This window comes from Methylobacterium sp. BI1 (assembly GCF_056680125.1).
The window spans coordinates 29496-56242 of the sequence record NZ_CM155267.1 but is presented as its reverse complement, the minus strand read 5'-3'; the positions used below and the strand labels follow the sequence as shown (position 1 = coordinate 56242).

Here is a 26747-nt window from a genome sequence, read left to right as displayed (position 1 = left end):
CCGCGTGGCGGGAAAGAGCCTCTCTCGATTAGCGGACTTATCTTAAGATAGACTTGATCTTCGCAAGACAACACCTCTAGGTTGTTATCTGAAAATAATACCAATCAAAACGGGTTTTCCAGCGGCGGTCAGGCCGCCGCATTGATCGAGCGCAGGCCGGCCACGAGGTCCGAGAAGCGGTCGCCCTGGACGATGACGTGCGCCCGCAGCCGCTCGGAGGCCGCGGTCTCGTCGCCCGACACGATGGCGGCCACGATGGCCTCGTGCTCGGCCAGGGACTGGCTGAGGCGGTTGCGAGCGCGAAGCTGCAGCCGGCGGAACGGTGCGAGCCGCCGGTGCAACTGGCGCGCCTGCTCCTCGAGGAAGCCATTCCGGCAGGCCCGGTACACCACGGTGTGGAAGATGTAGTTCTCGGCGTAATAGGTCTCGGGATCGCCGGCCGCGGCCGAGGCGGCGCAGGCTGCCAGGGCCGCCTTGAGGGCGGCCTCGTCGTCGGGAATGAGCCGGCGCGCCGCCAGCCGCCCGCACGAGGCCTCGATCTCCGCCATGGTCTCGAACATCGCGATCAGGAGTTGCGGGTCGGGAGCGCTGACGATGGCCCCGCGCCGGGGCTTGATCTCCACGAGGCCGGTCATCGCCAGCTGCAGCAGCGCCTCCCGGATGGGCGTGCGCGAGACGCCGAAGCGCTCGGCGAGCTCCGTCTCGTCGAGGCGGGCGCCGATGGCGAGGCGGCCGTCCACGATCTCGGTCTCGATGGTCTGCCTGAGGCGGCGCGATTGGTTCATGCGCTGAGATCCCGGCCCGTTTTTAATCCCGCCGACTCGCAAAAATCAGGCGTCCACCATTATTCAATCGCGTTGACAAAATATACAAGACATCGTTTCATGTATAACGAAGACGCAGTGCAGTATAAATGCTGCGCTGCAAAACGAGCGGCCGGGACCCGGCCTAGGGAGAGACACGCCATGATGCTGACACGCCGTGCCCTCGTCGCTGGCGGCCTCGCCGCCCCCGCCATCCTGTCCCTGGGCTCGCGGGCCCAGGCTGCCACCACCCTGAAGCTCTCGCACCAGTTCCCCGGCGGCACCATCGACGAGGGCGACTTCCGCGACCGCATGTGCCGCAAGTTCGCGATGGCCCTGGCCGAGCGCTCGAAGGGCGCCCTCGAGGTGCAGGTCTATCCCGGCTCGTCCCTGATGAAGACGAACGCCCAGTTCGCGGCCATGCGAAAGGGGGCCCTCGACCTGTCGCTCTACCCCTCGCCCTACGCCGGCGGCGAGGTGCCGGAGCTGAACATCGGCCTGATGCCGGCCCTGGTGAGCTCCTATGAGCAGGCCATCGCCTGGAAGAAGGCGCCGGTGGGCCGCAAGCTGACCGAGATCCTCGATTCCAAGGGCATCCTCCTCGTCTCCTGGGTCTGGCAGGCCGGCGGCGTCGCCAGCCGCGAGCGGCCCCTCTACGCGCCGGCCGACGCCAAGGGCCTCAAGGTCCGGGGCGGGTCCCGCGAGATGGACCTGATGATGAAGCAGGCCGGCGCCGCCACCCTGTCGATCCCGTCGAGCGAGTCCTACGCCGCAATGCAGACGGGCGCCTGCGACGCGGTCATCACCTCGTCCACCAGCCTGATCTCGTTCCGTTTGGAAGAGCTGGGCAAGTCGCTGACCTCGGGCCGCGAGCGCTCCTACTGGTTCATGCTCGAGCCGCTGATGATGTCGAAGCTCGCCTTCGAGCGTCTGCCCAAGGATCAGCAGGACCTGATCATGACCATCGGTGCCGAGCTCGAGCCGTTCGGGCAGGCCGGCGCCAAGGCGGACGACACCAAGGTCGAGGAGATCTTCACCAAGGCCGGCGCCAAGGTGCAGAACCTCGACGAGAAGACCCTCGGCCAGTGGCGCGACATCGCCCGGGACACGGCCTGGAAGGACTTCGCCGGCAAGTCGGCCGGTTGCGCCGAGCTTCTCAAGCTGGCGGAGCAGGTGTCGTGAGCCACGCCTTCGACGCGGCTTCGGCCGCCGCCGAGACGCACACCACGGTAGAGCCCCGGGTTCCGGGGCTCCTCGGCACCATCGACCGGGCCCTGAAGGGGGTCAATCACGTCATCATGCTGCTCGGCGGCATCGCCCTGGTCTGCGCCTGCCTGGTCCTCAGCTACAGCGTCGTCATCCGTTACGTCCTGCACGAGCCCACCGACTGGCAGGACGAGATGGCGGTGTTCCTCATCGTCGGCGCCACCTTCTTCTCGGCCGCCGCCGTGCAGTCCAAGCGCGGCCACGTGGCCATCGAGGCGCTGACCGGCCTGCTCTCGCCGCGGGTCAACCGCGCCCGTCTCCTGGTGGCGGACGTGATCAGTTTCGTCTTCGTGGCGTTCTTCGCCTGGAAGAGCTGGACCCTGCTCCACGAGGCCTGGGTCGACGGACAGGTGTCGCAGTCGAGCTGGGGGCCGCCCCTCTGGATACCCTACATCCTGATGGCGATCGGCATGACGCTGCTGGGCATCCAGTTCGCCCTGCAGATCGCCGAGGAGATCCTCTACGGCGCCGAGAAGGCCGGCTGGGCCAACCCGAAGATCGGCCTCGGCGCCGATCTCAACCGCGACACGCAGGGGCATTCCGGCGCCACGCCCGGGGCCACTCCGACGGGCACGCGGCCCCTCGGCGACCCCCTCGCCAACACCGTACCGGACACGAAGGTCACCCGGAGGCATCCATGAGCGTCGCGGCCATCGGCTTCCTCTATGCGGGGGCCACCCTGAGCGCGATGCTCGCCGGCATCCCCATCGCCTTCGCCCTGGGCTTCGTCGCCCTGGCCTTCATGTACGTCTTCATGCCGGGCGCCTCCCTCGATACGGTGGCGCAGAACGTCTACGAGGAGATGGCCTCGATCACCCTGCTGTCGATCCCGCTCTTCATCCTGAAGGGCGCGGCGATCGGGCGGTCCAAGGCCGGCCAGGACCTCTATTCGGCCATGCACGCCTGGATGCACCGCATCCCCGGCGGCCTCGGCATCGCCAACGTCTTCGCCTGCGCGCTCTTCGCCGCCATGGCGGGGTCGAGCCCGGCCACCTGCTCGGCCATCGGCTCGGCCGGCATCCCGGAGATGCGCAAGCGCGGCTACTCGCCGGGCTTCGCCGCCGGCATCATCGCGGCGGGCGGCACCCTCGGCATCCTGCTGCCGCCCTCGATCACCATGATCCTCTACGCGGTGGCGGCCGAGCAGTCGCTGGGACGCCTGTTCCTCGCCGGAATCGGACCGGGTCTGCTCCTCGTCGGCCTGTTCGCGGCCTGGTCGGTCTACCGCTTCCGCGCCGAATACGCGGCGGCGAAGGTCGCCTACGAGCGGAACGGCACCGCCTCGGCGATCCTGACCGAGGACACCTACAGCATGCGCCAGCGCTTCTCGACGCTGCCGCGGGTGCTGCCCTTCGTGATCCTGCTCACCGGCGTGATGGTGGCGCTCTACGGCGGCTACGCCACCCCGTCGGAGACGGCCGGTCTCGGCGGCCTCCTGGCGCTGGGCCTGATCGCCGTCATCTACGGCGTCTGGCGTCCCCGCGACGTCAGCCCGATCCTCACCGCGACCCTGCGGGAATCGACCATGCTGATGCTGATCATCGGCATGTCGCTCCTCTACGCCTACGTGATGAGCTACCTGCACATCTCGCAGTCGGCGGCGGCCGCGATCGTGGCGATGCAGCTCTCCCCCTGGGTGCTGCTGGTGACGATCCTGGGCCTGGTGATCCTGCTCGGCTTCTTCCTGCCGCCGGTCTCGATCATCCTGATGACGGCGCCGATCATCCTGCCGCCGCTCAAGGCCGCCGGGTTCGACCTCGTCTGGTTCGGCGTGGTGATGACCATCACCATGGAGATGGGCCTGATCCACCCGCCGGTGGGCCTCAACATCTTCGTCATCAAGAACATCGCCCCCGACATCCCGCTGAAGGACATCATCTGGGGCACGCTGCCCTTCGTGATCCTGATGGCGGTGGCGATCCTGATCCTCTGCCTCGTGCCCGGCATCGCCATGTGGCTGCCGAACTGGCTGCTGCCCACCACGCGGTGACGGCGACCGCCGCGCGGGCGGCGACCTGACGACGGACCCGGCCCCGGAGGGGGCGTGCGATCGGCCCCAAGCCGTCGCGCGCACCGTCCGGGGCCGATGTGTTTCGCGCGCCGCGTCCCTGGATCATCGGATCAGAGGAAAATGCGCGCCTTTAATCCTTTGAATACGGGTTGTTAACGAAGCGGTAACCATACCGGGCATCAATGGTCTGGTAAGGAATCGCGAGAGCCCGTGACTGACACAAGCCCTCCCCGCAGACCCGTTCAGCTTCGTGGCCGCGCCTTCAAGTCCCTGGTGCTGGCCCCGGAGACTCCGCTTCCCGATTGGTTCGCCGATCTGGACGAGGCGCTCCAGCGCTCGCCGACCCTGTTCGACGGGCGCGCCCTGATCCTCGACGTGGCGGCGCTGGCGCCCGCCGCGCCGGACCTCGACAGCCTGCTCGCCGAACTCGGCAGCCGGCAGATCCGCATCCTCGGCATCGAGGGCACGGACGTGTCGCTCCTCGGACCGGGGCGCCCGCCGCTCCTCGTCCAGGGACGGCCCTGGAGCACGATCGAGATCCCGGCCCAGCCGGAGCCGGAGCCCGAGGTGCCGCCGGCACCGCCCGAGCCGGCCACGACGTCCCTCACCATCGAGGGGTCGGTCCGGTCCGGGCAATCCATCGTCCACCCCACCGGTGACGTCACCGTCATGGGGTCGGTCTCTTCCGGCGCGGAGATCCTCGCCGGCGGCTCCATCCACGTCTACGGCGCGCTGCGCGGCCGGGCCATCGCCGGCGCCGCCCGCAACCCCCGCGCCCGCATCTGCTGCCGCAAGTTCGAGCCCGAGCTTCTCGGCATCGACCGCCTCGTCCGCACGGCCGAGGAGATGGGCAACCACCTGCGCGGCAAGGCCGTGCAAATCTGGCTCGATGGCGGCGCCATCAAATTCGCATCCTTGGATTGAGGAGACAGCTCATATGGCCAAAATTCTGGTCGTGACATCAGGCAAGGGCGGCGTCGGCAAGACGACGACGACGGCGGCCCTCGGCGCGGCGCTCGCGCAGGCCGGCAAGAGCGTGGCGGTGGTCGACTTCGACGTCGGCCTGCGCAACCTCGATCTCGTGATGGGCGCCGAGCGGCGCGTCGTCTACGATCTCATCAACGTGGTCAACGGCGACGCCAAGCTCAACCAGGCCCTCATCCGCGACAAGCGGCTGGAGAAGCTCCACCTGCTGCCCGCCTCGCAGACCCGCGACAAGGACGCGCTGACCGACGAGGGCGTCGCCCGCGTGATGGACGAGCTGCGCGAGAAGTTCGACTGGGTGATCTGCGACTCGCCGGCCGGCATCGAGCGCGGCGCCACGCTGGCCATGCGCCACGCCGACGTCGCCGTGGTGGTGACCAACCCCGAGGTCTCCTCGGTGCGCGACTCCGACCGCATCATCGGCCTGCTCGACTCCAAGACGCTCAAGGCCGAGCGCGGCGAGACCATGGACAAGCACCTGATCCTCACCCGCTACGACCCCGCCCGGGCCGATCGCGGCGACATGCTGAAGATCGAGGACGTGCTCGAGATCCTCTCGATCCCGCTGCTCGCCATCATCCCGGAGAGCATGGAAGTCCTGCGCGCCTCCAACGTCGGCTGCCCGGTGACCCTGAACAACCCGCTCTGCGCCCCGGCCCGCGCCTACACCGACGCCGTGCGCCGCCTCAACGGCGATGCGGTCCCGATGTCGGTCCCCACCGACAAGAAGTCCTTCCTCGACAAACTCTTCACCCGGAGGGCAGCATGAGCCTCCTCAACATGTTCAACCGGCGCGGCTCGGCGCCGGTCGCCCGCGACCGCCTGCAGCTCATCCTCGCCCATGAACGGGCGGGGGTCGGCGGCTCCGATCTCGTGATGGTGCTGCGCGAGGAGATCCTCGCGGTCATCGCCAAGCACGTCGAGGTGAACAGCGACAAGGTCCAGATCCGCCTCGACCGCGGACAGGACATGTCGACCCTCGACATCGACATCGAGCTGCCGCTCACGGCCGTCACCAAGGCCGGCCCCGCGAAGGTCAAGGCGGCGAAGCTCGCCGCCGCATGAGCCTCCGCGCCCCCGTCCCGGCCGGCATCGCCGTCAGGCCCCGATGAACAACCCGGCGAGCGTCGCGCTCGTCAGGTTGGACAGGGTGCCGGCCAGGATCGCGCGCAGGCCGAACCGGGCGATCTCCGCCCTGCGCTCCGGCGCGAGGCTGGCGAGGCTCGCGAGCTGGATCGCCACCGAGGTCAGGTTGGCGAAGCCGCAGAGCGCGAAGCACAGGATCGCAGCCGTCCGCGCATCGAGGGTGCCGCCCTTCAGCACCGGCGAGAGCTGCGCGTAGGCCAGGAACTCGTTGAAGGCGATCTTCTGACCGAGCGCCCCGCCGACGAGGCCGGCCTGGTCCCAGGGCACGCCCATCAGCCAGGCCAGGGGCGCGAACACCGCCCCGAGGAGCCCTTCCAGGCTCAGGGCGGGATAGCCCGCGAGGCCTCCGGCCCAGCCCATGAATCCGTTCAGCAGGGCGATCAGCCCCGTGAACGCGATCAGCATCGCCCCCACCGACACCGCCACGGCGAGCCCCTTCTGGGTGCCGTCGGCCGCCGCCTCGATGACGTTGACCGCCCGCGTCTCCGCGAAGGTGACCCGCGTGGAGGTGACCCGGCTCGGCTCCGTCGTCGGCACCAGGATCTTGGCGTAGAGGAGCCCCCCCGGCACCGCCATCGCGCTGGCCGCCAGGAGGTATTCCATCGGCACGCCCAGCGCCGCGTAGCCCGCGAGGATCGTGCCCGCCGTGGAGGCGGCCCCGCTCGACATCACGGCGAACAGCTCGGCCGAGGTCAGCGCCGCCAGGAACGGGCGCAGCGCGATGGCGATCTCGCTCTGGCCGATGGCGATGGTGATCACCGCCGAGAAGGTCTCGATCCGCGAGGTGCCGATCACCCGCTGCAGCACCGCGCCGATGCCGCGTGCGGCCGCCTGCATCACGCCGAAATGGTAGAGCACCGCGATCAGCGCCGAGACGTAGAGGATCTGCGGAAGGATGCGCAGGGCCAGGATGAAGCCGCTGCCGCCGAACAGCTCGAACATCCGCGGCTCGACGAGGCCGCCGAACAGGAAGGCGGTGCCGCGGTCGCCGTAGTTCAGCACGGTCTGGACGAAGGAAGCCGCTGCCGCGAGGCCCGTCCGGCCTGCCGGGATGAACAGCACCAGGGCTCCCAGCGCCACCTGCAGCGCCAGGGCCGAGAGCACCACCCGGGGCGAGATCGCCCGCCGGTTGGTGGAGAACAGCACGGCGACGGCCAGCAGCAGGGCGAGGCTCGCGCCCGCGTGAAAACACTTCTCGACCATGCCGCCCCGCTCTTTGCGCCCGAGCGGAGCAAGCCCGATGCCGCGGCGTTTGTCGCGGGCAATATGACGTTGTCTACCGGCTCCACGGGGACAGGGCGGCCGGGGTTCGCTCCCTGCTGTGGGCGACCGTCACGACACTGTCGCCCACACTTGCGATCCAGCGCCGCGACCGTCGGCGGTTTGCCGGCAACAGGGCTGCCCGCATGCCGCGCCTCCTCTCCGATACCGCCGCCCTGCCGTGCCTGCTCTTCGCGATGGTGTTCGACGCAGAGGGGCGCGGGCGCCCGTGGGAGGGTGGCGGTCTGCCAGAGCCCGTCGCCGAGGGGTTCCTGTGGCTGCACCTCGATCTCGTCGATGCCCGCCTCGACGGACTGATCGCTGCCGGGCGCTTCGGGCCACCCGCGCTCGCCGCCGCCACCTTCGCCCGGGACGGTCACCAGCGCGTGGTGATCGAGGGCACCGATCTCGGCCTCGTGATCGCCGACCGGGCCCGGGAGTTCGGCGGCCGGATCGAGGACGAGCCCGCCGGGCGCCTCCACTGTGTCCTCGGCGCGCATCTCCTCGTGAGCGGACGCCGGCACGCCACCGCCGCCGCCGAGGCCGCCCGCGACGCGGTGCTGGCCGGGCGCCGGGTGACGGCGCCGGCCGGCCTCCTCGAGATCTTCGTCACGGGAGTCGCCGCCTCCCTCGACGCCTCGGCCCGGCGCTTCTCCGACGCCCTCGACGCCATCGAGGACCGCATGCTCGACGAGGATCAGCCCGACGATCCCCGGCCCCTGGCTCCGATCCGCCGGCAGGCCGTGCGCCAGCACCGCCAGCTCGCGGGCCTGAGCGCGGTCTTCCACCGCCTTGAGGCCGAGACCGAGGAGGAGGACGACGCCCTGCCCGAGGCGGTGGTGAGCATGGCCGCCCGGGTGGTCCAGCGCCTCGACTCGCTCCACCGCGACATGCTGGTCCTGTCCGAGCGCAGCCGCCTGCTGCAGGACGAGATCGCCGGGCGCACGGCGGCCGAGACCAACCGCCAGCTCTTCACCCTGTCGATCCTCACCGCGCTGTTCCTGCCGCCCACCCTGGTCACCGGCGTGTTCGGCATGAACACCAAGGGGCTGTTCCTCGGCGAGTTCGAGAACGGCTCGCTCCTCGCCCTGGTGATCTGCGCGGTCGCCGCCCTGGCGGTCTACGGCGTGATCCGGCGTCTCGGGCTCGTCAAACGGCGCGGCTGATCGTAAGCCGGCTCTCTGTCGCGGCGCGGGGAGCCTGAAAACACCGCGACCGCCGCAAGTTCGTCATCGAAGCGTCACGTCCCGTCGCGAACGGTGCGCCAAACGCCTCTGGGAGCCTTTTCCGCATGGACTTCTTTCGCCGCTTCACCGTCCTGATGTGCGCGCCGAACTTCGATCCGGACGATCTCGAGGGCGTGCGCGTCCAGCAGATCATCGGTTCCGTGGAGAAGCTCGGCTTCGAGGTGGTGCGGGCCCGCCGCGTCGAGGATGCGGCCATCGCGGTCCAGACCGATTCGGCCATCGGCTGCATGGTGGTGGACTGGGGCAAGCGCGGCCTCGACGGCAAGGCGGCGGCGCTGATCAACCTGATGCGCAAGCGCGGGCTGGAGATGCCCATCGTCATCATGGTCCGCCGCAAGCGCCTGGAGGACATCCCCGTCGAGGTGCTGGACTTCATCGACGGCTACATCTTCCTCGCCGAGGAGACCCCGGACTACATCGCCCGCGGCCTGGTCAGCCGGGTGAAGCAATATGCCGAGACCCTGAAGACGCCGTTCTTCGGCGCGCTGGTCGACTATGCCGAGCAGGGCAACCAGCTCTGGACCTGCCCGGGCCACAACGGCGGCATCTTCTACAACCGTTCGCCGATCGGGCGGATCTTCGTCGAGCACCTGGGCGAGGCGGTGTTCCGTGACGACCTCGACAACTCGGTGCTCGATCTCGGCGACCTCCTCGTCCACGAGGGGCCGGCCCTGAAAGCGCAGAAGGAGGCGGCCGTCATCTTCGGGGCGGAGAAGACCTACTTCGTCCTCAACGGAACCTCGGCCTCCAACAAGATCGTGCTCTCGGCCCTGGTCGCCGAGGGCGACCTCGTGCTGTTCGACCGCAACAACCACAAGGCCGCGCATCACGGCGCGCTGTTCCTCGGGGGCGCGATCCCCGTCTTCCTCGAGACCGACCGCAACGCCTACGGGCTGATCGGGCCGATGTACCACGAGGCCCTGGACGAGAAGACCATCCGCGAGAAGATCCGCACCAACCCGCTGATCACCGACAAGGAGGCCTGGCGGCGCGAGCGGCCCTTCCGCGTCGCGGTGGTCGAGCAGTGCACCTACGACGGCACGATCTACAACGCGCAGATGATCCTCGATAAGATCGGGCATCTCTGCGACTACATCCTCTTCGACGAAGCCTGGGCGGGCTTCATGAAGTTCCACCCGCTCTTCGCCGGCCGCTTCGCCATGGGGCTGAAGGGTCTCGACGAGACCTCGCCGGGCATCATCGCCACCCAGTCGACCCACAAGCAGCTGGCGAGCTTCTCCCAGGCTTCGCAGATCCACACCAAGGACAGCCACATCCGCGGCCAGACCCGGCGCATCGAGCACCGGCGCTTCAACGAGACCTTCCTGGTCCACGCCTCGACCTCGCCGTTCTACCCCCTGTTCGCCTCGCTCGACGTCGGCGCGCAGATGATGAAGGGCCGCTCCGGCGTCGTCCTGTGGGACGACACGATCCGCCTTGGCATCGAGTGGCGCAAGAAGGTCCGCGCCATCCGCCGCGAGTTCGAGGAGAAGGAGGGCGATCCCCTGCGGCGCTGGTTCTTCGACCCCTTTGTGCCGGACACGGTCAAGGGGCCGGACGGCAAGGTGCCGTGGGAGAGCCTCTCCACCGACGAGCTCGCCGGCAGCGCGAAGTACTGGGAGCTGACCCCGGGGGCCGACTGGCACGGCTTCACCCACGTGGCGCCCGACTACGCCATGACCGACCCCAACAAGCTCACGGTGCTCACCCCCGGCTTCAACCGACACACGGGCGAGTATGCCGAGCACGGCGTGCCGGCCCCCATCGTGGCGCAGTACCTTCGTGAAAACCGCATCGTGCCGGAGAAGAACGACCTCAACTCGCTCCTCTTCCTGCTGACGCCGGGCGTCGAATCATCCAAGGCCGGCACACTGATCTCCGGCCTCGTGGCCTTCAAGCGCCTGCACGACGACAACGTGCCCCTCGAGGAGGCGATGCCCGAATTCGTGCGGCGCCGGCCCAATCGCTACAAGGGCGTGCGCCTGCGCGACCTCTGCGCCGACTTCCACGCCTTCCACCGCGAGCACGGCACCAGCACGCTCCAGCGCAAGCAGTTCGAGCCGGGACACCTGCCCGAGATGGTGATGACGCCCAAGGAGGCGGTGCAGCAGCTCACCCGCAACAACGTCGATTACGTGCCGATCGCCGAGGCCGAGGGGCGCGTGGCGACGACCTTGCTTCTGGTCTACCCGCCGGGCATCGGCACGGTGCTTCCCGGCGAGCGATTGGACGAGCGGGCCAAACCCATGCTGGACTACTTCAAGATGTTCGAGCGCTCCGCGAACCTGTTCCCGGGCTTCGAGGCCGAGATCCAGGGCGTGTTCCGCGACGTCGATCCGGACGGGACGATCCGGTTCTACACCTATGTCATGCGCGAGGGGCGCTGATGGCGGGCGCGGCCGAGAGCGACCCCGACCTCGTCATCCGGCCCTCGTCGGATGCCGACGTGCCGGACATGGTGGACATCTACGCCCACCACATCCGGCGCGGCGTCGGCGATGTCGGGGATTTCGAGGCGGATCCGCTCCATCCCGACGACCTGAAGCGGCGCCGGAAAGCCATGCGCAAGAAGCGCCTGCCGCACCTGGTGGCCGACCGCGACGGCATCGTGGCGGGCTACGCCTACGCGGTGCCGTTCCGCAAGCGTCCCGCCTACCGCTACACTCTGAAGCACTCGATCTACGTGCATCACGAGCATCTGAACGCCGGGATCGGCCGGCGCCTGCTGCCGGCGCTGATCGAAGCCTGCGCGGCGGGCGGCTACCGCCAGATGATCGGTTACATCGACGCGCAGAACGAGGCGTCCCTGCGCCTCCACGAGGCCTGCGGCTTCGTCCGCGTCGGCCTGCTGCCGGCGGTGGGCTACAAGTACGGACGCTGGAGCGACAGCGTCATGGTCCAGCGCGCCCTCGGGTCCGGGGCCACGGACCAGCCCGGCACCTGGACCCGCACCGTGGAGGCGGTGGTGGCAGGGCACGACTGGATCGGGAAGTAGCGAGGGAGGGGCGCCGGGGGCGCCCGCGCAGGAACGGGGCTGCCTATTGCTGCGCGCGGTTGATCAGCGCCTGCAGCGCCCGGGCCACGGCCTCGCTGACGTTCTTGCGGTACTTGCGGTGGACCAGCTGGCCGTTGTGATAGATGTCGTGCTCCACGTAGAGCTTCTCGCCGTCCCACCGAACGATGTTGTCGGTCTCGGTGGTCTCCTCGACGCCGAGATCCTCGCGAAAGGTAACGCCCCCGGCTTGCGCAAACATGGCTCGTCCCTGCTGATCGAAGCGACTTTCCGGCTTCCTGGAGCCGCATCTTAGGCAGCCGGCGCGCGGCGCGCTACCCGAAACGGGCCTCAGCGCACCGTGACCTGATCCTTGATCCGCTCGTAGACCGCACGACTGAGAACGCGCTTCGACAGGAGCTCGCCGACGGAGGCGTAGGGGCGCTTCTGCACGATGGCGCGCCCGATCATGCCGCCGCCCCGCAGCCCGTTCAGTTCGGCGACCGTTCCGGTGTTGAGGTCGACGATCGCGATGCCGCGCGGTCCGGCCGTCTCGGCGGCGTTGTCGATGGCCTCCTCGCCGGCCGACGGGGACGTCGGGCGGGCGGCGGTCCCGAGGTCCGGATCGGGCGCCGGGAGGCTCGGCACCGGGGTGCGCGGCGGCGGAGAGGTGGGCGTGGCTGCATTCGGCGCAAGCGATGGGGCCGGCGAGGGGGCCGGCAAGGGCGCAGTCGGTGCCGGTGCGGTCGTCGGCGGCATCGCGGCCTGTGGTGCCGGGGCGGGCGGCGGAGCGACTTGCGGCAGGGGCGCCGGCGCCACGGGGGAGACGGGCCGTGTCGCGGCCGGCGGCACCGCCGCCTGGGTTCCGGCGGCCCCGGTTTCCGGGGTCGTCCGGGTGATGGGCGCCTCGGATGTTCCGCTGTCATGCGGACGCAGGATTTGGATGATCCCGGCCAGGACGGCTGCCACCACGATGAGAATGCCGACCCGCAGGACCGCTGAACCGCTGAGCATTGTGAGGGCGGCCTCGCGCCTGTGATGAGGATGAACGCCTAACATAGGCGATAAAGTGAAGTCTCGCCGGTGAAACGCCTGTCCTCAAGAGCTTGAAGACTTCGGCCGGTCCTGCGCTGACATCTGCGCGATGGGGGTGCGGCGTCTGCGGCATCGACGGGGGGAGCCTGCCCGGTCATGGTCCCGGCCGATGCCCGACCGCCTCTCCGCCCTGACGGCCCTCTCCGCGCGCCTCGGCGCCCTGCGCCACCTGCCGGCCCTGGCGCGCCTCGTCTATGCCGCGAGTCCCCGCCTGCTCGTGGTCAGCCTCGGCCTGCGCCTGGCGCGGGCGAGCCTGCCCGTGGCGATGCTCTACCTCGCCAAGCTCATCCTCGACGCGATCGTGGCCGAGCATGCCCGGCCCCATCCGGGCGGCCTCGGGCCCGAGGCCTGGCTGTCCGATCCGGCCTTGCGGCACCTCGCCGTGCTGGTGGCGGCGGAGTTCGGCCTCGCCATCCTGGCGGACCTGCTCGGGCGGGCCAGCACCCTGGTCGACGGCCTCGTGGCCGATCTCTACGGCACGGCCGCCACCCTGAAGCTGATGCGGCACGCCGCCAAGCTCGATCTCGAGCAGTTCGAGGACAGCGCGCAGCAGGACCGACTCGAGCGGGCCCGCCGTCAGGTCACCGGCCGCTCGAACCTCCTGTTCCAGCTCTTCGGCCAGGGGCAGGATCTCATCACCCTCGTGGCCTTCGCCCTCGGGCTCGTGGCCTTCGCACCCTGGCTGATCCTGCTGCTCGTGGTCGCCCTGGTGCCGGCCTTCCTCAACGAGACCTACTTCAACCGCGAGGGCTACCGGCTGGCCTGGACCCGGACGCCCGAGCGGCGCGAGATCGACTACCTGCGCTTCCTCGGCGCGAGCGTGGAATCCGCCAAGGAGGTCAAGCTGTTCGGGCTGAACGGCTACATCGCCGAGCGCTACCGGGGGCTGGCATCCAAGCTCGTGGCCGACAACCGCGCCCTGGCCCTGCGTCGTGCCGGCTGGGGCGGGGCCTTCGCGGCCCTGGGCACGCTGGCCTATTATCTCGCCTACGCCACCATCGTCTGGCGCACGGCCGCCGGCCAGTTCTCCATCGGCGACCTCGCCTTCCTGGCGGGCTCCTTCCAGCGCCTGCGCGGCCTGATCGAGGGGCTGCTCCTCGGCTTCTCGCAGATCGCCTCGCAGGCCCAGTATCTCGACGACCTGTTCTCGTTCTTCGCCGTGGTGCCGGCGATCCGCTCGCCCGCGAACCCGGAGCCGCTGCCGCGTCCGATCCGGAGCGGGATCGTCTTCGAGGCGGTGGGATTCCGCTACCCCGGCACCGAGACCTGGGCTGTGCGCGACCTCAGCTTCCACCTCGCGGCCGGAGAGGTGCTGGCCCTGGTGGGCGAGAACGGCGCCGGCAAGACCACCATCGTCAAGCTGCTCACCCGCCTCTACGACCCGACGGAGGGCCGCGTGCTCCTCGACGGTCGGCCCCTCTCCGCCTACGACCTCGACGACCTGCGCGGCCGCATCGGCGTGATCTTCCAGGATTTCGTGCGCTTCAGTTTCACCGCCCGCGAGAACGTGGCCGTGGGCCGGATCGAGGCGCGCGACGACACCGGCCGGGTCGCCCGGGCGGCCGGGCGCAGCCTCGCCGACGGGGTCATCGGCCGGCTGCCGCTCCAGTACGACCAGCCGCTGGGCAAGCGCTTCGCCGAGGGCGTCGATCTCTCGGGGGGCGAGTGGCAGAAGATCGCCATCGCCCGCGCCTACATGCGCGAGGCCGAGATCCTGATCCTCGACGAGCCCACCGCCGCCCTCGATGCCCGGGCCGAGTTCGAGGTCTTCGAGCGCTTCCGCGAATTGAGCCACGGGCGTACGGCGGTGCTGATCTCCCATCGCTTCTCCACCGTGCGCATGGCGGACCGCATCCTGGTGCTGGCCGGCGGGCGGGTCATCGAATCGGGCAGCCACGCGGAGCTGCAGGCGCTGGGCGGACGCTACGCCGAGCTGTTCGAGCTTCAGGCGGCCGGCTACCGCTGAGCCGGCCTAGGCGCCGAGGGCGTCGCGATAGGCGGGCGCGAGGCGCAGGCCGAGGGGCACGGGGGAGCGCGGCGGCGGCGCGTGCATGCATTCGTGGAAATACGCCAGGGTGTCGAAGACGACCGCCTCGGTGTAGGGCTTGGCGATGACGCCGGCGGCGCCTTCGAACCCCTCCGGCAGGTGCTGGGCATTGGCGGTGACGAAGACCAGGATCATGGCCGTGTCGTCCCGCAAGGCGCGGACGATGTCGATGCCGGACGAGCCGCCGCGCAGCTGGAGGTCGACGAAGACGAGATGCGGCCGCACCGCCCGGGCGATCCCGATCGCCTCCTCGGCGGTCGCCGCGCTGCCAACGACGACGTGACCGGCATCCTCCACGAGGAATTCCAGCTGCATCAGGATGAGCGCTTCGTCTTCCGCGATCAGGACCCGGAGGGGTTCGCTCACGGGCTGTCCTTGGCGCCCGGGGCTTCGCGCGGCAGGCGAATGTCGATCGACGTCCCGGGGTCGCCGGGCTGCCAGGCGATGCTGGCGTTCAGCTGGCGCGCCAAGCTCTCGATCAGGCGCTTGCCGAAGGAGCGCGTGCCCACGACCTCCTGGGGCATGCCGATGCCGTCGTCGATGATCCGGATGCCGAAGTAGCGTCCGTCCGGGTGAACCCGGATCGAGAGGCGGCCCGGCCGATTGTCGGGGAAGGCGTGCTTCAGCGCGTTGGTGATGAGCTCGTTCATCATCAGCGCCACGGGCGGTGCCTTCTCCACCGGCACCTCCACGGGCTCCAGGTCGAGGTGGAGGCTGATCTCGGAGCGGCCGGAGCCGCGCACGAGATCCGTGGCGAGTTCGCGGGCGAACTCGGCCACGTCGAAGCGCTCGACGTCGTGGGACTGGTAGAGGCGCTTGTGCACCGTCCCCAGGGCCTCGACCCGGGTCAGCATCGACTTCATCGCCTCGCGCGCCGTGGGGTCGGAGATGCTCCGGGTCTGCATCGTGAGGAGCGAGGCCACCATCTGGAGATTGTTCTTCACCCGGTGGTCGACCTCGTGCACGAGCATGGTCTTGGCCGCCAGGGCGTCCGAGAGCTCGCGCGTCCGCTTGGCGACCTCGCGCTCGAAATGCTCCTTCTCGTTCTGGGTCCGCATCTGCGCGTCCACCCGGTCGGTGACGTCGAGCTGCGAGGCGAAGAAGTAGTGCAGGTCGCCGGCCTTGGTGATGACCGGGCTCATGTAGAGGGCATTCCAGAACGGGGTGCCGTCCTTGCGGTAGTTCAGGATGTCGACGGCGATGTCGCGCCGGGCCTCCACGGCCTCGCGGAGCTGCTGGACCGCGTTCGGGTCGGTGTCGGGACCCTGCAGGAAGCGGCAGTTGCGCCCCATGATCTCCCCGCGCTCGTAGCCGGTGAGGCGCAGGAAGGCATCGTTCACGAAGACGATCGGATTGTCGTCGCGGCGCGGGTCCGTGACGATCATGGGCATGCGGGTGGCCCGGATGGCGGCGGCGAAGGGATCGCCCTTGCCGTCCTCGACCATCAGATCGCCCGTCAGGTGCCACGCGTCGTCTCGTTCCATCGTCTCCGTCTCCTCCTCGCGCCGCCGATCTCTGGGGCTGTCCTGCTCATGCCGGCATCGTCAGGACCATCGACGGCACATGCGGGCGGCACGGCCGGTCCGCGTGAGCGGGGCCGGTCGGCGAAAGCAGGTTTCGCGAGGGAAACTGGATGTCGGATCATGACCGCAACGGTCAACCGTCACCGTATGGTGCTCCAACGGACGTGTGCGCAGGAAGTTCATTTGATGTCGGGACGGGCCGCGGAGGCCCCCTCCGTCCACACGCTTTCGCGAGATCCCGTGGGATCCCGGCGGCTGCTGCCCGAATGCCACACCGGTGCGGCGTCGCGAAGCGTAGCCGGAACACGGCAACGGCCAAGCTCGTTTTCCGTGCTAGGGTCGCGCTGGGGTTGGGCTCCGGACTTGAGACTGTGGATTTGGCTGTGAACATGTCGAAGATGCGTCGTCTCGGTTGGACCCGGGGACTCCTGGCCCTGCTCGTGGCAGGCCAGGTCGCGGCGTGCGGCACCACGCCGCGCACGCCCTACACGGCGAGCGAGGCGGCCGCCGCCGTCCTGCCCGGGCTCGATCCCAACGTCCGCGCCTACGCGGATGCCTCGGAGAAGACCTTCACCGAGATGTCGGCGCGCCCCCAGAACAGCAAGGTGCCGTTCGCCTACCTCGCCCTGTCCGGCGGCGGCGGCGACGGGGCCTACGGCGCCGGCCTGCTGAACGGCTGGACCGAGTCCGGCAAGCGCCCGGAATTCTCCCTGGTCTCCGGCGTCTCCACCGGTGCCCTGATCGCGCCCTTCGCCTTCGTCGGGCCGGAATACGACGCCATCCTGAAGGACATCTACACCAGCGGCGTCGCATCGACCCTGGTCCAGTCGCCGAGCTTCGCCAACGTGCTGTTCGGCTCGGGCCTGTTCGGGGACGGGCGCCTGCGCGACCTCGTGCGGCGCTACGTGACGCCGGACCTGCTGGCGGCGGTCGCGGCCCAGCACGCCAAGGGTCGCCGCCTCCTCGTGGTGACGACGAACCTCGATGCCCAGCGCGCCGTGATCTGGAACATGGGCGCCATCGCAACCAGCGGCGGCCCCGCCGCCCTCGACCTGTTCACCGACGTGCTCACCGCGTCGGCCAGCATCCCGGCGGTGTTCCCGCCGCAGCTCATCGACGTCCAGGCGGCGCAGCGCACCTTCCAGGAGATGCATGTCGACGGGTCGGTGGTGACGCCGGTGTTCACCCTGCCGCAATCGTTCCTGCTGCGCGACGGCCGGTTCAAGGCAGGCGCCAAGTCGGACATCTACGTCATCATCAACGGGCGGCTGGAGCCGGAATTCGACCTCGCCCAGAACAACACGCTCTCCATCGTGGAGCGCTCGTTCACCACGGCGAGCCGTGCCCGCAGCCGCGCCACCCTGGCCTCGACCTACGCCTTCACCCGCAACAACGGCATCGGCTTCAACCTCGCCTACATCGACGAATCCGCGCCCAACACGTCCACGGCCCGCGGCTTCGACACCGGGTACATGCGCAGCCTGTACGAGACCGGCTACGCGACCGGCCGCACCGGCACCTTCTGGCACAAGAGCGTCCCGGTGGCGCCGCTGGTGAAAGCCTCCGTCGTAGCCGCGCAGTAGGCCGGCCCGCGGGGCCGTCGCGTCGCGGGCACGACCCGAGCCGCGTCGGGCGAGGGGGCTGGTTGCGTACGGCGCCCCTCGCGCCGGATGGTGCGGTGCGATAGGGTCCGGCCCGTGTCCGGGTCCGTCCGGTGCCCCCGCCCCCGACGAGCCCTCGCATGATCCAGATCGAAGACCTCACCTTCAGCGCCTGGGGCCGGCGCTTCTTCGATCGCGCCAGCGTCGCGGTGCCGCCCGGCTCCAAGGTCGGGCTCGTCGGCCGCAACGGCGTTGGCAAGTCGACCCTGTTCAAGATCATCCTCGGCGAGCTGCAGCCGGACGGCGGCGCCATCCTGCTGCCGAAGACCGCCCGCGTCGCCTCCGTGGATCAGGAGCACCCCGCGACCCCCGTCAGCCTGATCGACACGATCCTGGCCGCCGACGTGGAGCGCGAGGCCCTGAACGCCGAGCTCGAGACCGCCGCGCCCGAGCGCCTGGGCGAGATCTATGCCCGCCTCATCGAGATCGACGCCGACCGGGCCCCGGCCCGGGCCGGCGAGATCCTGGCCGGCCTCGGCTTCTCGGTGGAGGACCTGGCCCGACCGATGGCGGAGTTCTCCGGCGGCTGGCGCATGCGCGTGGCCCTGGCCGCCGCGCTCTTCGCCGAGCCGGACATGCTGCTCCTCGACGAGCCCACCAACTACCTCGATCTCGAGGGCGCCCTGTGGCTGGAGGCGCGGCTGAAGCGCTACCCGCACTCGGCCCTGATCATCAGCCACGACCGCGAGCTCCTGAACAATTCGGTGGACGCGATCCTGCACGTGGCCGGCGGCAAGCTCGAACTCTACACGGGTGGCTACGACGACTTCGAGAAGCGCCGGGCCGAGAAGGCCCGCCTCCAGGCCTCGACCAAGCAGAAGCAGGAGGCCGAGCGCGCGCACCTGCAGAGCTTCATCGACCGCTTCAAGGCCAAGGCCTCGAAGGCCGCCCAGGCGCAGTCCCGCGTCAAGCGCCTCGCCAAGCTGGAGCCGATCGCCGCCACCATCGAGGAGCACGTGGCGCCGTTCCACCTGCCCTCGCCGAAGCGTCCGCTCGCCCCGCCCCTGATGCACCTCACCGACGCCACCATCGCGTATGGCGACGATGCGCCGGTGCTCCGCGGCCTCAACCTGACCCTCGACGTCGACGACCGCATCGGTTTGCTGGGCGTCAACGGCGCGGGCAAGTCGACCTTCGCCAAGATGGCGGCCGGCGCCCTCGCGGTGCGGGACGGGCGGATGGTGCGGGAAGGGCGCGTGCAGGTCGGCTGGTTCCACCAGCACCAGATCGAGGCCCTCGACCCGAAGGACACACCGCTGGCGATCATCCGGCGCGAGCGTCCCGACGACAGCGAATCGGCGCGGCGCGCCAAGCTCGCCAGCTTCGGCCTCGCCTTCGACAAGCAGGAGACGACGGTGGACGCGCTCTCGGGCGGCGAGCGGGCGCGCCTGCTCCTGAACCTGGTGGCGATGCAGGCGCCGCACCTGCTCATCCTCGACGAGCCGACCAACCACCTCGACATCGACAGTCGGAGGGCTCTGCTCGACGCGCTGAACGATTACGGCGGGGCTGTCATCCTCATCACCCACGACCGCTCGCTGATGGAGCTGGTGGCGGATCGCCTGTGGCTGGCGGCCGACAACACGGTCAAACCCTTCGCGGGCGACATGGACGACTACGCGAAGTTCGTGCTCGACCGGACCCGCGCGGGCCAGCGCGCGCCCGGCCAGGGACGCGAGAAGAAGGCCAAGCGCCGGGCTGCCTGAGCCTCCAGGGCTTTCGAAGGCGGACAACCTTCCGCCGCCAAGGGTTTTCAGAACCGGGCGGCGTTGAGCCGCAAGGAGGGGGGAAGAACCGGGCGGCCTCGAGCCGCAAGGGGGGGAAGAACCGGGCGGCCTCGAGCCGCCCGGCCAGGCAAAACTTACTTCCGCAGGATCTTGGTCACGAGGCGGCCGAGCGGCGTACCGGAATCGTAGTTGCGGTCGTCGCGGACCACGGGACGGTCCTCGTTGCCGAGGAGCTTGGTGACGATGCGTCCGATCAGGCTCATGGGTGGACCCTCATTCTGTGTGTGGGGCGCCGGGCGAGCCAGGCTCGCGGTTCGCGAAATGGCGCAGCTTGCCCTTCAACCCGCGGGGTGCGGTCCCCGTTCCCTCGGGCCGTCGCCGGCGCACCCTGCCGTATCAAGCCTGTCATGATGCCGTGCTCTAAGCGCGGCCGATATTGCGACCGGAACGGGGCTTCCACATGGACGGCGGACAGCGGGCAGCGGAGGTCGAGGCGATCCGCCGGGAGGTCGCCGACGACTTCGACGAGGAACTCGAACTCGAGATGGAGGACGAGCGCCTGGAGCGCCTGGCCGACGAACTCGGGCAGCCCGCCCGTCCGCCCGGTCTCGACCGCAAGGTTTATTTCCGCGCGCTGTTTCGCCTGCAGCACGAGTTGGTGCGCCTGCAGGACTGGGTCCAGGCCCACAAGCTGCGGGTCGTGGTGATCTTCGAGGGCCGCGACTCCGCCGGCAAGGGCGGCGTGATCAAGCGCATCACCCAGCGGCTCAACCCGCGCGTCTGCCGCGTCGCGGCGCTGCCCGCCCCGAACGAGCGCGAGCGCACGCAATGGTATTTCCAGCGCTACGTCAGCCATCTTCCGGCCGGCGGCGAGATCGTGCTGTTCGACCGCTCCTGGTACAACCGCGCCGGCGTCGAGCGCGTCATGGGGTTCTGCTCACCCGACGACGTCGAGGAGTTCTTCCGCTCGGTGCCCGAGTTCGAGCGCATGCTGACCCGCTCCGGGATCCTCGTGCTCAAGTACTGGTTCTCGATCACCGACGAGGAGCAGGCGTTCCGCTTCCAGATGCGCATCCACGATCCCCTGAAGCAGTGGAAGCTCTCGCCGATGGACGTGCAGTCCCGCCGCCTCTGGGAGGACTACACCAAGGCCAAGGAGGACATGCTGGCCCGGACCCATATCCCGGAGGCACCCTGGTGGGTGGTCGAGGCCGTCGACAAGAAGCGCGCCCGCCTCAACTGCATCAGCCACCTCCTGGCGCAGATCCCCTACGGCGACGTCGCCCATCCGCCCGTGCACCTGCCGGACCGCGAGCGTCACGACGATTACATCCGCCATCCGGTGCCGCCCGAGATGTTCGTGCCGTCCGTGTTCTGAGGCGGGGACGGAAGCCGGCCGCTTGCTCCGGCCGGCTCCGATGGGCGAGAGGAGGGGTCCGCGTCCGCGCCCGGGGACCCCGCATGACCCAGACCCACGAAACCCAGACCGACGAACTCCTCGTCGCGGTCGAGGCCGGCATTGCCCGCCTCACCCTGAACCGTCCGCAGGCGCGCAACGCCCTGACCTTCGGGATGTACCAGGGCCTGATCGACGCCTGCGCGCGTATCGAAGCGGACGGGAGCGTCAAGGCGCTGATCATCACGGGTGCGGGCGACAAGGCCTTCGCGGCCGGCACCGACATCGCCCAGTTCCGCCGCTTCACGAGCGCGCAGGACGCGATCGACTACGAGCGCTTCATGGACCGGGTGATGGGCGCGCTGGAGCGCCTGTCCGTGCCCACCATCGCGGCGATCGCCGGCGCCTGCACGGGCGGAGGCGCGGCCATCGCGGCGGCCTGCGACCTGCGGATCGCCACCCGCGACGCCAGGCTCGGCTTTCCCATCGCCCGCACCCTCGGGAACTGCCTCTCGCTCGGCAATCTGCGCCGCCTCTCAGCCCTGATCGGGCCGGCCCGGGTCAAGGACATGATCTTCACCGCCCGCCTCGTCGGGGCCGAGGAGGCCCTGGCCATCGGGCTCATCGGCGAGGTGGTGGCCGATGCCGAGGCCCTGGCGGCCCGTGCGGCGGAACTCGCGACCCTGATGGCCGGCCACGCACCGCTCACCCTGCGGGCGACCAAGGAGGGCCTGCGCCGCCTCCAGGGCGAGGACGAGACGGGGACCGAGCGTCCCGGCGACGATCTCATCCGGCTCTGCTACACCAGCGCCGATTTTCGCGAGGGCATGGAGGCGTTCCTCGCCAAGCGTCCCCCGGCTTGGACCGGCCGGTAGGGTCTAGTCCAGGGCCGCCACCTTGATGGCGTCGCCCTCGAGCCGGACCTGGGCCGGCAGGCCGCGCTGGACCGGGCCGAGGTCGTCGGCGGTGCGATAGAGGCCGTCGATGGCGATGAGTTCGGGCTCGAACCGGCGGCAGGTGATGCGCGCCTCCGGATTGCCGGCCGCCCCCGCGATCGCCCGGCCCCGCAGGGCGCCGTAGACGTGGAGCGAGCCGCCCGCGATCACCTCGGCGCCCGAGGCCACCGAGCCCATCACGGTGATGTCGCCCTCCAGGTGCAGGATCGTCTGGCCGGAGCGCACGGGCGCATCCAGGATCAGGGAGCGGAACGGGGCCGGCGCCGACGGCACCACGGGCGCATCCGGCGCGGCGTCCGCCGTCGCCTCCGGGGTCGGGACCGCGTCGACCGGGCGCCCGCCCGCCGGGGGCGGCGGCAGGCCGGCCCCGAGCTGGCCCGGGTCGGCCCCTTCGATGCCCATCACGGCGACGTCGCGGGCGGCGAGGTCGGCCACCAGGGCGACGAGGGCCTCCCGTTCGAGCCCGAGTCCGGCCACGTCGAGGATGACGGGGCGCCCGACGAAGAAGGCCGGCGAGCGCCGGGCCAGCGCGTCGAGTTCGCCGAGCCAGTCCGAGACGGGCAGCACCGGGGCGAGCACCAGGGCCATGAACGAGCGACCGCGGAAGCGGATCGGGGGACGGGAGGAACTTGCGGTCACGATCAGGTGTCTTGTTCTCGGGCGGTGTTCGCGGGAAGCGGGCGCTGGCCGTCACCTTATCCTAACCCGCGTTCCGGGTGCACAGGGCGCGACCTGCGGCCCGTCAACACGAATTCCGCCGAAGGTCTTGCATTGGACGCCGTCGCGGCGGCGTCGGAGCGTCGACGATGTCGCGGCGTCGGTCGCAGCGTCGAAAGGTCGAATTGGAATGATTCCATAACATAGCGTTTGCGGGCCTAAGACCAGGATCGCTATAGCGGAGCGATCCCCGTGAAATCGGGAGGTCGGCCGGTGGTCAGCCCCGGCCGGGACTATCGATCCTGCCTGCCATTGCGGAGCCCGTCTCCGCATTCGTCTCGCCTGTGCGCGTCTCGAAGGTGTTGCCCGTGACGGATATTTCCGGTCCCCTCGACAGGACCCGCTCGCGAAGGGGCTGGCGCTACCGCTCCGCGGTGGCCGCGCGCGTGGGCCTGGCGGCCTTCGGCGGATACGCCCTGGCCGGGCTCGCGACGGCCTTCCTGTCACTGACCCTGCCGATGGTGCGCTCCGAAGCGGTGGCCACCGCGACCCTGATCAGCTTCGCCATCCTGGCCGCTGCGGTGATCTGGGTCTTTGCCGCCCGCACGCTGTTGCGCGCCGCCCTGGGCCTCGGGCTTCCGATCGCGCTGATGGGCCTCGGCCTCTGGCTCGCCCTCGACGGCGTCGCCATGGGACCGCCCGCATGAGGCAGGGATTCCGCCAATCCATGGCCTGGCTCCACACCTGGGCCGGGCTCGTCACCGGATGGGTGATGTTCGCCGTGTTCGTCACCGGCACCGCCACCTACTACCGCACCGACCTCTCGCTCTGGATGCGCCCGGAACTGCAGGCCGGCCCCAGCGATGCGATTCCCGCCGCCGAGCGCGGCGTCGCCTACCTGAAGGCCCACGCGCCGAAGGCCATGGCCTGGTACGTCTCCCTGCCGCAGCCGGACCGGCCGGTGATCGCCGTCTACTGGATGGACAGCCTGGAGGCCCCCCTCGGGCAGGCCCTGCTCGACGTCGAGACCGGCGCGCCCACGAGGGCGCGCGACACCCAGGGCGGCGACTTCTTCTACCATTTCCACTACGAGCTCCAGATGATGCCGGCCGTCGGCCGCTGGATCGTCGGCGCCGCGGCGATGATCCTTCTCATCGCCCTGATCTCCGGCATCGTGACGCATCGGCGCATCTTCGCCGACTTCTTCACCTTCCGGCGGGACAAGTCGGCTCAGCGCGGCTGGCTCGACGCCCACAACGTCACCGGCGTGCTCGCCCTGCCGTTCCACCTGATGATCACCTATACGGGGATCGTGACCCTCGGCGTGATGTACATGCCCTGGGGCGTGACGGCGGCCTACAAGGGCGACGACCTGCGCTTCTACGTCGAGGCGGCCCAGACCACGACCTGGCGCCCGGCCGCCGGCCGGCCCGGCGAGGCCGTGCCTCTGGCACCGCTCCTGGCCCGGGCCCGGGGCGAGGTCTCGGAACCCCTCGAGATGGTCATCGTCAACAACCCGGGCGATGCCAACGCCACCGTGGTCGCCGTCTTCGAGGAGCCCCACGGCCTCGCCCACCAGCATCCGCAGATCGCCTTCGACGCCGCTTCCGGGAGCGTCGTCGAGCGAATCGAGCCCCTGAAGCCGGCCGCCCGCGTCTTCACCAGCTTCATGGGCCTGCACGAGGCGCACTTCGCCAGCACGGCCCTGCGGGCGCTGTTCTTCCTCTGCGGCCTACTCGGTGCTGCCACCATCGCCACGGGCCTCGTCCTCTGGACGGTCGCCCGGGCGCCGAAGACGGGGGAGGCGCCGGGCTTCGGCCTGCGCCTGGTGCGCGGCCTCAACATCGGCACCATCCTCGGCCTGCCGATCGGCATGGCGGCGCTCCTCCTCGGCAACCGGCTGCTGCCCGTCGACCTCGCCCACCGGGCGACCTGGGAGGGCGGCGTCTTCTTCGGCGCCTGGGCGCTGGCCGCCGTCGTGTCCCTGCTTCGGCCGCACCGCAGGGCCTGGACCGAGCTCGGCCTCGCCGCCGGCCTCCTGTTCGGCGCCGTGCCGGTGGTCGGCGCGCTGACCGCGGATCGCGGCCTCGACTTCCTGGCCTTCGATGCCGCCATGCTGGGTCTCGGCCTCGCCCTGGCTCGCGGCGCGCGCAAGGTGTCCCACTACGAGGCGCGCCGGCAAGCCGCGCGGGTGGCCCGTCCCACCCAGGGCCGGGCGTCCGAAGGTCTCGTCGAAGCATGACGCCGCTCTCCATCGCCCTCAACCTCGCCCTGAGCTTCGCCGGGCTCGCCGCCCTCTGCCTCGCCATGGACCGTCATCATCGCGCCATCGCCGGGCGCGGCCAGACGCGGAGCCGGGCCCGGGCGCTGCGGCTCGCCGGATGGGCCGCCATCGCGGGGTCCTTCGCGGCCGCCGTGGTCACCTCCGACTGGAATTTCGGCCCGGTGCAGTGGATCGGCTCGCTCACCGGCGCGGCCCTCCTGGTGGTCGGGCTGGTCTCCTACCGTCCGGCCTGGATCCGCCCGGCGGCCCTCCTGGCCCTGCCCCTGGCGCTGGTGGCGGCGCTGCTCGCCTGATCCGGCCGGCCTCGCTATCCTGGCCGCTCCCCTCGCCAGCGCCGGAGCGCCGATGCCTCTCGATCCCGCCCTTGCCGCCCGCATCGCCGAGGCCGTCGCGGCGGGCTTTCCCGAGCAGGTCGCCCACACCCAGGCCCTGGTGCGCTTCGGGTCGACGCGGGGCGCCGAGCACGCGATCCAGGACTTCGTCTTCCGGGCCTTCCGCGCCCGCGGCTACGCCCTCGACCGCTTCACCATGGACGGGGCCGCCCTCGCCGCCCATCCGGGCGGGGCGGCGATGTCGGAGACGCATTCCCGGGCGCCCCTCGTCGTCGGCATCCACCGGCCACGCGCCGAGACCGGGCGCTCGCTGATCCTGCAGGCCCATGTCGACGTGGTGCCGCCCGGCCCCGCGGATCTCTGGACCCACCCGCCCTTCGAGCCCGTCATCGACGGCGACTGGATGTACGGACGGGGCGCCGCCGACATGAAGGCGGGCCACGCCGCCAACCTGTTCGCCCTCGACGCCCTGGCCCGGATCGGCCTGCAACCCGCGGCCACCGTCACCCTGCAATCCGTGGTCGAGGAGGAATCCACCGGCAACGGCGCCCTGATGACCCACCTGCGCGGCTACCGCGCCGAAGCGGTGCTGATCCCCGAGCCCGAGGACGAGAAGCTCGTGCGCGCCAATGTCGGCGTGCTGTGGTTCACCGTCGAGGTCCGCGGCCGCCCGGTCCATGTCCGCGAGATGGGCGCCGGGGCCAACGCCATCGACGCGACCTACCGGGTGATCGGCGCCCTGCGGGCCCTCGAGGCGCGCTGGAACGCCGAGAAGGCGGCCCACCCTCACTTCGCCGACCAGCCCGACGCCATCAACCTCAATGTCGGCCGGATCGAGGGCGGCGACTGGGCCTCCTCGGTGCCGGCCTGGTGCCGGATCGCGTGTCGCATCGCCCTCTATCCGGGCGTCTCGGCCGGGGAGGCCGCCCGCGCGGTGGAGCAGGCGATCGCGGATTTCGCCCGGGACGACGCCTTCCTGTCGAACACGCCGCCCCGCGTCAGCTTCGACGGCTTCTTCTCGGAGGGCTATGCCCTGGTGGAAGGGTCGGAGGCGGAGGCGGTGCTCGGCCGGGCACACCGGACCGCCACCGGCGCGGACCTGCAGAGCTTCATGTCACCGAGCTATCTCGATACCCGGGTCTACGCCCTCTACGATCAGGTGCCGGCGCTCTGCTACGGGCCGATCAGCCAGAACATCCACGGCTTCGACGAGCGCGTCAGCCTCGCCTCCGTGCAGCGGATCACCACCGCGATGGCCCTGTTCATCGCCGAGTGGTGCGGGACGGAGGCCCGGAACGCCGGCTGACCCGGCGACCCTCCGCGGAAATGTGAGGACCGGCGGTGTGGATGGCGCCCCGGC

The 26747-nt window shown here is 70.2% G+C and carries 26 protein-coding genes; 18 read left to right on the top strand and 8 right to left on the bottom strand.

The genetic code is table 11. The annotated features are described in order from the left end of the window. Positions 1-128 precede the first annotated feature (128 nt). On the bottom strand, positions 129-785 hold the full coding sequence (locus tag AC1MGR_RS00245; RefSeq protein WP_480233299.1) for a GntR family transcriptional regulator: 657 nt from the start codon (positions 783-785) through the stop codon (positions 129-131). A 180-nt stretch (positions 786-965) separates the two neighbouring features. Here AC1MGR_RS00245 and dctP point away from each other — a divergent pair, with 180 nt between their 5' ends. From dctP to minE, 6 genes are all read left to right on the top strand, one after another. Beyond that, entirely contained in the window at positions 966-1985 is a 1020-nt protein-coding gene (gene dctP / locus AC1MGR_RS00240; protein WP_108037647.1) for a TRAP transporter substrate-binding protein DctP, read from the top strand. Next, positions 1982-2710, top strand: a complete 729-nt coding sequence (locus AC1MGR_RS00235) for a TRAP transporter small permease (RefSeq protein ID WP_108037648.1) — start codon at positions 1982-1984, stop codon at positions 2708-2710. The genes dctP and AC1MGR_RS00235 overlap by 4 nt, the downstream gene beginning before the upstream one ends. Further along, complete coding sequence (locus tag AC1MGR_RS00230) at positions 2707-4059, top strand: TRAP transporter large permease (protein WP_108037650.1); 1353 nt, start codon at positions 2707-2709, stop codon at positions 4057-4059. The genes AC1MGR_RS00235 and AC1MGR_RS00230 overlap by 4 nt, the downstream gene beginning before the upstream one ends. 231 nt (positions 4060-4290) lie before the next feature. After that, on the top strand, positions 4291-5004 hold the full coding sequence (gene minC / locus AC1MGR_RS00225; protein ID WP_108037652.1) for a septum site-determining protein MinC: 714 nt from the start codon (positions 4291-4293) through the stop codon (positions 5002-5004). A gap of 13 nt (positions 5005-5017) precedes the next feature. Beyond that, the gene (gene minD, locus AC1MGR_RS00220) at positions 5018-5833 is read left to right on the top strand and encodes a septum site-determining protein MinD (RefSeq protein ID WP_108037654.1); all 816 of its coding nucleotides are present in this window, start codon (positions 5018-5020) and stop codon (positions 5831-5833) included. Further along, complete coding sequence (gene minE, locus AC1MGR_RS00215; RefSeq protein ID WP_055945853.1) at positions 5830-6129, top strand: cell division topological specificity factor MinE; 300 nt, start codon at positions 5830-5832, stop codon at positions 6127-6129. Before minD ends, minE begins: the two co-directional genes overlap by 4 nt. A gap of 33 nt (positions 6130-6162) precedes the next feature. Here the strand turns inward: minE and AC1MGR_RS00210 are convergent, their stop codons facing one another. After that, positions 6163-7413 carry a NupC/NupG family nucleoside CNT transporter gene (locus AC1MGR_RS00210; RefSeq protein WP_480233298.1) on the bottom strand — a complete coding sequence of 417 codons (1251 nt, stop codon included), beginning with the start codon at positions 7411-7413 and terminating at the stop codon, positions 6163-6165. Between the two features lie 203 nt (positions 7414-7616). On the opposite strand from AC1MGR_RS00210, the gene AC1MGR_RS00205 reads away from it, so the two are divergent. The 3 genes from AC1MGR_RS00205 (at position 7617) to AC1MGR_RS00195 (ending at position 11712) form a co-directional block, all read left to right on the top strand. Next, positions 7617-8636, top strand: a complete 1020-nt coding sequence (locus AC1MGR_RS00205) for a CorA family divalent cation transporter (RefSeq protein WP_480233297.1) — start codon at positions 7617-7619, stop codon at positions 8634-8636. Between the two features lie 125 nt (positions 8637-8761). Further along, on the top strand, positions 8762-11104 hold the full coding sequence (locus AC1MGR_RS00200) for an Orn/Lys/Arg family decarboxylase (RefSeq protein WP_108037664.1): 2343 nt from the start codon (positions 8762-8764) through the stop codon (positions 11102-11104). Next, a complete protein-coding gene (locus AC1MGR_RS00195) occupies positions 11104-11712 on the top strand; it encodes an N-acetyltransferase family protein (protein WP_480233296.1) in 609 nt (202 codons plus the stop codon). The genes AC1MGR_RS00200 and AC1MGR_RS00195 overlap by 1 nt, the downstream gene beginning before the upstream one ends. A 43-nt stretch (positions 11713-11755) precedes the next feature. Here the strand turns inward: AC1MGR_RS00195 and AC1MGR_RS00190 are convergent, their stop codons facing one another. Together AC1MGR_RS00190 and AC1MGR_RS00185 are read right to left on the bottom strand one after the other, a co-directional pair. After that, positions 11756-11971 (bottom strand): hypothetical protein, encoded by a 216-nt coding sequence (locus AC1MGR_RS00190; protein WP_055945841.1) that lies wholly within the window; start codon positions 11969-11971, stop codon positions 11756-11758. Between the two features lie 89 nt (positions 11972-12060). After that, positions 12061-12723, bottom strand: a complete 663-nt coding sequence (locus tag AC1MGR_RS00185; protein ID WP_480233295.1) for a helix-hairpin-helix domain-containing protein — start codon at positions 12721-12723, stop codon at positions 12061-12063. A 190-nt stretch (positions 12724-12913) separates the two neighbouring features. Between AC1MGR_RS00185 and AC1MGR_RS00180 the strand changes: the two genes are divergently transcribed. Then, complete coding sequence (locus tag AC1MGR_RS00180; protein ID WP_480233294.1) at positions 12914-14770, top strand: ABC transporter ATP-binding protein; 1857 nt, start codon at positions 12914-12916, stop codon at positions 14768-14770. A gap of 6 nt (positions 14771-14776) precedes the next feature. Here AC1MGR_RS00180 and AC1MGR_RS00175 read toward each other — a convergent pair whose 3' ends face one another. Together AC1MGR_RS00175 and AC1MGR_RS00170 are read right to left on the bottom strand one after the other, a co-directional pair. Continuing rightward, the gene (locus AC1MGR_RS00175; RefSeq protein ID WP_480233293.1) at positions 14777-15217 is read right to left on the bottom strand and encodes a response regulator; all 441 of its coding nucleotides are present in this window, start codon (positions 15215-15217) and stop codon (positions 14777-14779) included. Then, the gene (locus tag AC1MGR_RS00170) at positions 15214-16335 is read right to left on the bottom strand and encodes a histidine kinase dimerization/phosphoacceptor domain -containing protein (RefSeq protein WP_480233292.1); all 1122 of its coding nucleotides are present in this window, start codon (positions 16333-16335) and stop codon (positions 15214-15216) included. Before AC1MGR_RS00170 ends, AC1MGR_RS00175 begins: the two co-directional genes overlap by 4 nt. 428 nt (positions 16336-16763) lie before the next feature. Between AC1MGR_RS00170 and AC1MGR_RS00165 the strand changes: the two genes are divergently transcribed. Next, on the top strand, positions 16764-17957 hold the full coding sequence (locus AC1MGR_RS00165) for a patatin-like phospholipase family protein (RefSeq protein WP_480233291.1): 1194 nt from the start codon (positions 16764-16766) through the stop codon (positions 17955-17957). 158 nt (positions 17958-18115) lie between these two features. Next, the gene (locus AC1MGR_RS00160) at positions 18116-19741 is read left to right on the top strand and encodes an ABC-F family ATP-binding cassette domain-containing protein (protein WP_480233290.1); all 1626 of its coding nucleotides are present in this window, start codon (positions 18116-18118) and stop codon (positions 19739-19741) included. Positions 19742-19896: 155 nt separating this feature from the next. On the opposite strand, the gene AC1MGR_RS00155 is transcribed toward AC1MGR_RS00160, so the two are convergent. Continuing rightward, a complete protein-coding gene (locus AC1MGR_RS00155) occupies positions 19897-20025 on the bottom strand; it encodes a hypothetical protein (RefSeq protein WP_055945825.1) in 129 nt (42 codons plus the stop codon). Positions 20026-20222: 197 nt separating this feature from the next. On the opposite strand from AC1MGR_RS00155, the gene ppk2 reads away from it, so the two are divergent. Together ppk2 and AC1MGR_RS00145 are read left to right on the top strand one after the other, a co-directional pair. Further along, positions 20223-21140: a polyphosphate kinase 2 gene (gene ppk2 / locus AC1MGR_RS00150; RefSeq protein ID WP_108037681.1), complete on the top strand. Its 918-nt coding sequence runs from the start codon at positions 20223-20225 to the stop codon at positions 21138-21140. 83 nt (positions 21141-21223) lie between these two features. Then, positions 21224-22033: an enoyl-CoA hydratase/isomerase family protein gene (locus tag AC1MGR_RS00145; protein ID WP_480233289.1), complete on the top strand. Its 810-nt coding sequence runs from the start codon at positions 21224-21226 to the stop codon at positions 22031-22033. Positions 22034-22036: 3 nt separating this feature from the next. On the opposite strand, the gene minC (AC1MGR_RS00140) is transcribed toward AC1MGR_RS00145, so the two are convergent. Beyond that, positions 22037-22702 (bottom strand): septum site-determining protein MinC, encoded by a 666-nt coding sequence (minC, locus tag AC1MGR_RS00140; RefSeq protein ID WP_480234891.1) that lies wholly within the window; start codon positions 22700-22702, stop codon positions 22037-22039. A gap of 437 nt (positions 22703-23139) precedes the next feature. Between minC (AC1MGR_RS00140) and AC1MGR_RS00135 the strand changes: the two genes are divergently transcribed. Genes AC1MGR_RS00135 through AC1MGR_RS00120 form a run of 4 tightly spaced genes read left to right on the top strand, consistent with a single transcriptional unit; the run spans position 23140 to position 26693 of the window. Continuing rightward, positions 23140-23478, top strand: a complete 339-nt coding sequence (locus AC1MGR_RS00135) for an iron transporter (RefSeq protein WP_480233288.1) — start codon at positions 23140-23142, stop codon at positions 23476-23478. Next, a complete protein-coding gene (locus AC1MGR_RS00130) occupies positions 23475-25013 on the top strand; it encodes a PepSY-associated TM helix domain-containing protein (protein WP_480233287.1) in 1539 nt (512 codons plus the stop codon). Before AC1MGR_RS00135 ends, AC1MGR_RS00130 begins: the two co-directional genes overlap by 4 nt. Next, positions 25010-25348, top strand: a complete 339-nt coding sequence (locus AC1MGR_RS00125) for a DUF3325 domain-containing protein (protein ID WP_108037689.1) — start codon at positions 25010-25012, stop codon at positions 25346-25348. The genes AC1MGR_RS00130 and AC1MGR_RS00125 overlap by 4 nt, the downstream gene beginning before the upstream one ends. A gap of 52 nt (positions 25349-25400) precedes the next feature. Beyond that, positions 25401-26693: an ArgE/DapE family deacylase gene (locus AC1MGR_RS00120; RefSeq protein ID WP_480233286.1), complete on the top strand. Its 1293-nt coding sequence runs from the start codon at positions 25401-25403 to the stop codon at positions 26691-26693. The last annotated feature ends 54 nt before the right edge of the window (positions 26694-26747 follow it).

Bases quoted from the DNA above. Each gene is read 5' to 3' on its own strand.
- AC1MGR_RS00125 (WP_108037689.1), top strand. From the start codon at position 25,010: ATGACGCCGCTCTCCATCGCCCTCAACCTCGCCCTGAGCTTCGCCGGG.
- AC1MGR_RS00130 (WP_480233287.1), top strand. From the start codon at position 23,475: ATGAGGCAGGGATTCCGCCAATCCATGGCCTGGCTCCACACCTGGGCC.
- ppk2 (WP_108037681.1), top strand. From the start codon at position 20,223: ATGGACGGCGGACAGCGGGCAGCGGAGGTCGAGGCGATCCGCCGGGAG.
- dctP (WP_108037647.1), top strand. From the start codon at position 966: ATGATGCTGACACGCCGTGCCCTCGTCGCTGGCGGCCTCGCCGCCCCC.
- AC1MGR_RS00210 (WP_480233298.1), bottom strand. From the start codon at position 7,413: ATGGTCGAGAAGTGTTTTCACGCGGGCGCGAGCCTCGCCCTGCTGCTG.
- AC1MGR_RS00195 (WP_480233296.1), top strand. From the start codon at position 11,104: ATGGCGGGCGCGGCCGAGAGCGACCCCGACCTCGTCATCCGGCCCTCG.
- AC1MGR_RS00190 (WP_055945841.1), bottom strand. From the start codon at position 11,971: ATGTTTGCGCAAGCCGGGGGCGTTACCTTTCGCGAGGATCTCGGCGTC.
- AC1MGR_RS00185 (WP_480233295.1), bottom strand. From the start codon at position 12,723: ATGCTCAGCGGTTCAGCGGTCCTGCGGGTCGGCATTCTCATCGTGGTG.
- AC1MGR_RS00180 (WP_480233294.1), top strand. From the start codon at position 12,914: ATGCCCGACCGCCTCTCCGCCCTGACGGCCCTCTCCGCGCGCCTCGGC.
- AC1MGR_RS00205 (WP_480233297.1), top strand. From the start codon at position 7,617: ATGCCGCGCCTCCTCTCCGATACCGCCGCCCTGCCGTGCCTGCTCTTC.
- AC1MGR_RS00120 (WP_480233286.1), top strand. From the start codon at position 25,401: ATGCCTCTCGATCCCGCCCTTGCCGCCCGCATCGCCGAGGCCGTCGCG.
- AC1MGR_RS00165 (WP_480233291.1), top strand. From the start codon at position 16,764: ATGTCGAAGATGCGTCGTCTCGGTTGGACCCGGGGACTCCTGGCCCTG.
- AC1MGR_RS00245 (WP_480233299.1), bottom strand. From the start codon at position 785: ATGAACCAATCGCGCCGCCTCAGGCAGACCATCGAGACCGAGATCGTG.
- minD (WP_108037654.1), top strand. From the start codon at position 5,018: ATGGCCAAAATTCTGGTCGTGACATCAGGCAAGGGCGGCGTCGGCAAG.
- AC1MGR_RS00145 (WP_480233289.1), top strand. From the start codon at position 21,224: ATGACCCAGACCCACGAAACCCAGACCGACGAACTCCTCGTCGCGGTC.
- AC1MGR_RS00170 (WP_480233292.1), bottom strand. From the start codon at position 16,335: ATGGAACGAGACGACGCGTGGCACCTGACGGGCGATCTGATGGTCGAG.
- minE (WP_055945853.1), top strand. From the start codon at position 5,830: ATGAGCCTCCTCAACATGTTCAACCGGCGCGGCTCGGCGCCGGTCGCC.
- AC1MGR_RS00230 (WP_108037650.1), top strand. From the start codon at position 2,707: ATGAGCGTCGCGGCCATCGGCTTCCTCTATGCGGGGGCCACCCTGAGC.
- AC1MGR_RS00155 (WP_055945825.1), bottom strand. From the start codon at position 20,025: ATGAGCCTGATCGGACGCATCGTCACCAAGCTCCTCGGCAACGAGGAC.
- AC1MGR_RS00200 (WP_108037664.1), top strand. From the start codon at position 8,762: ATGGACTTCTTTCGCCGCTTCACCGTCCTGATGTGCGCGCCGAACTTC.
- AC1MGR_RS00160 (WP_480233290.1), top strand. From the start codon at position 18,116: ATGATCCAGATCGAAGACCTCACCTTCAGCGCCTGGGGCCGGCGCTTC.
- minC (WP_480234891.1), bottom strand. From the start codon at position 22,702: ATGGCCCTGGTGCTCGCCCCGGTGCTGCCCGTCTCGGACTGGCTCGGC.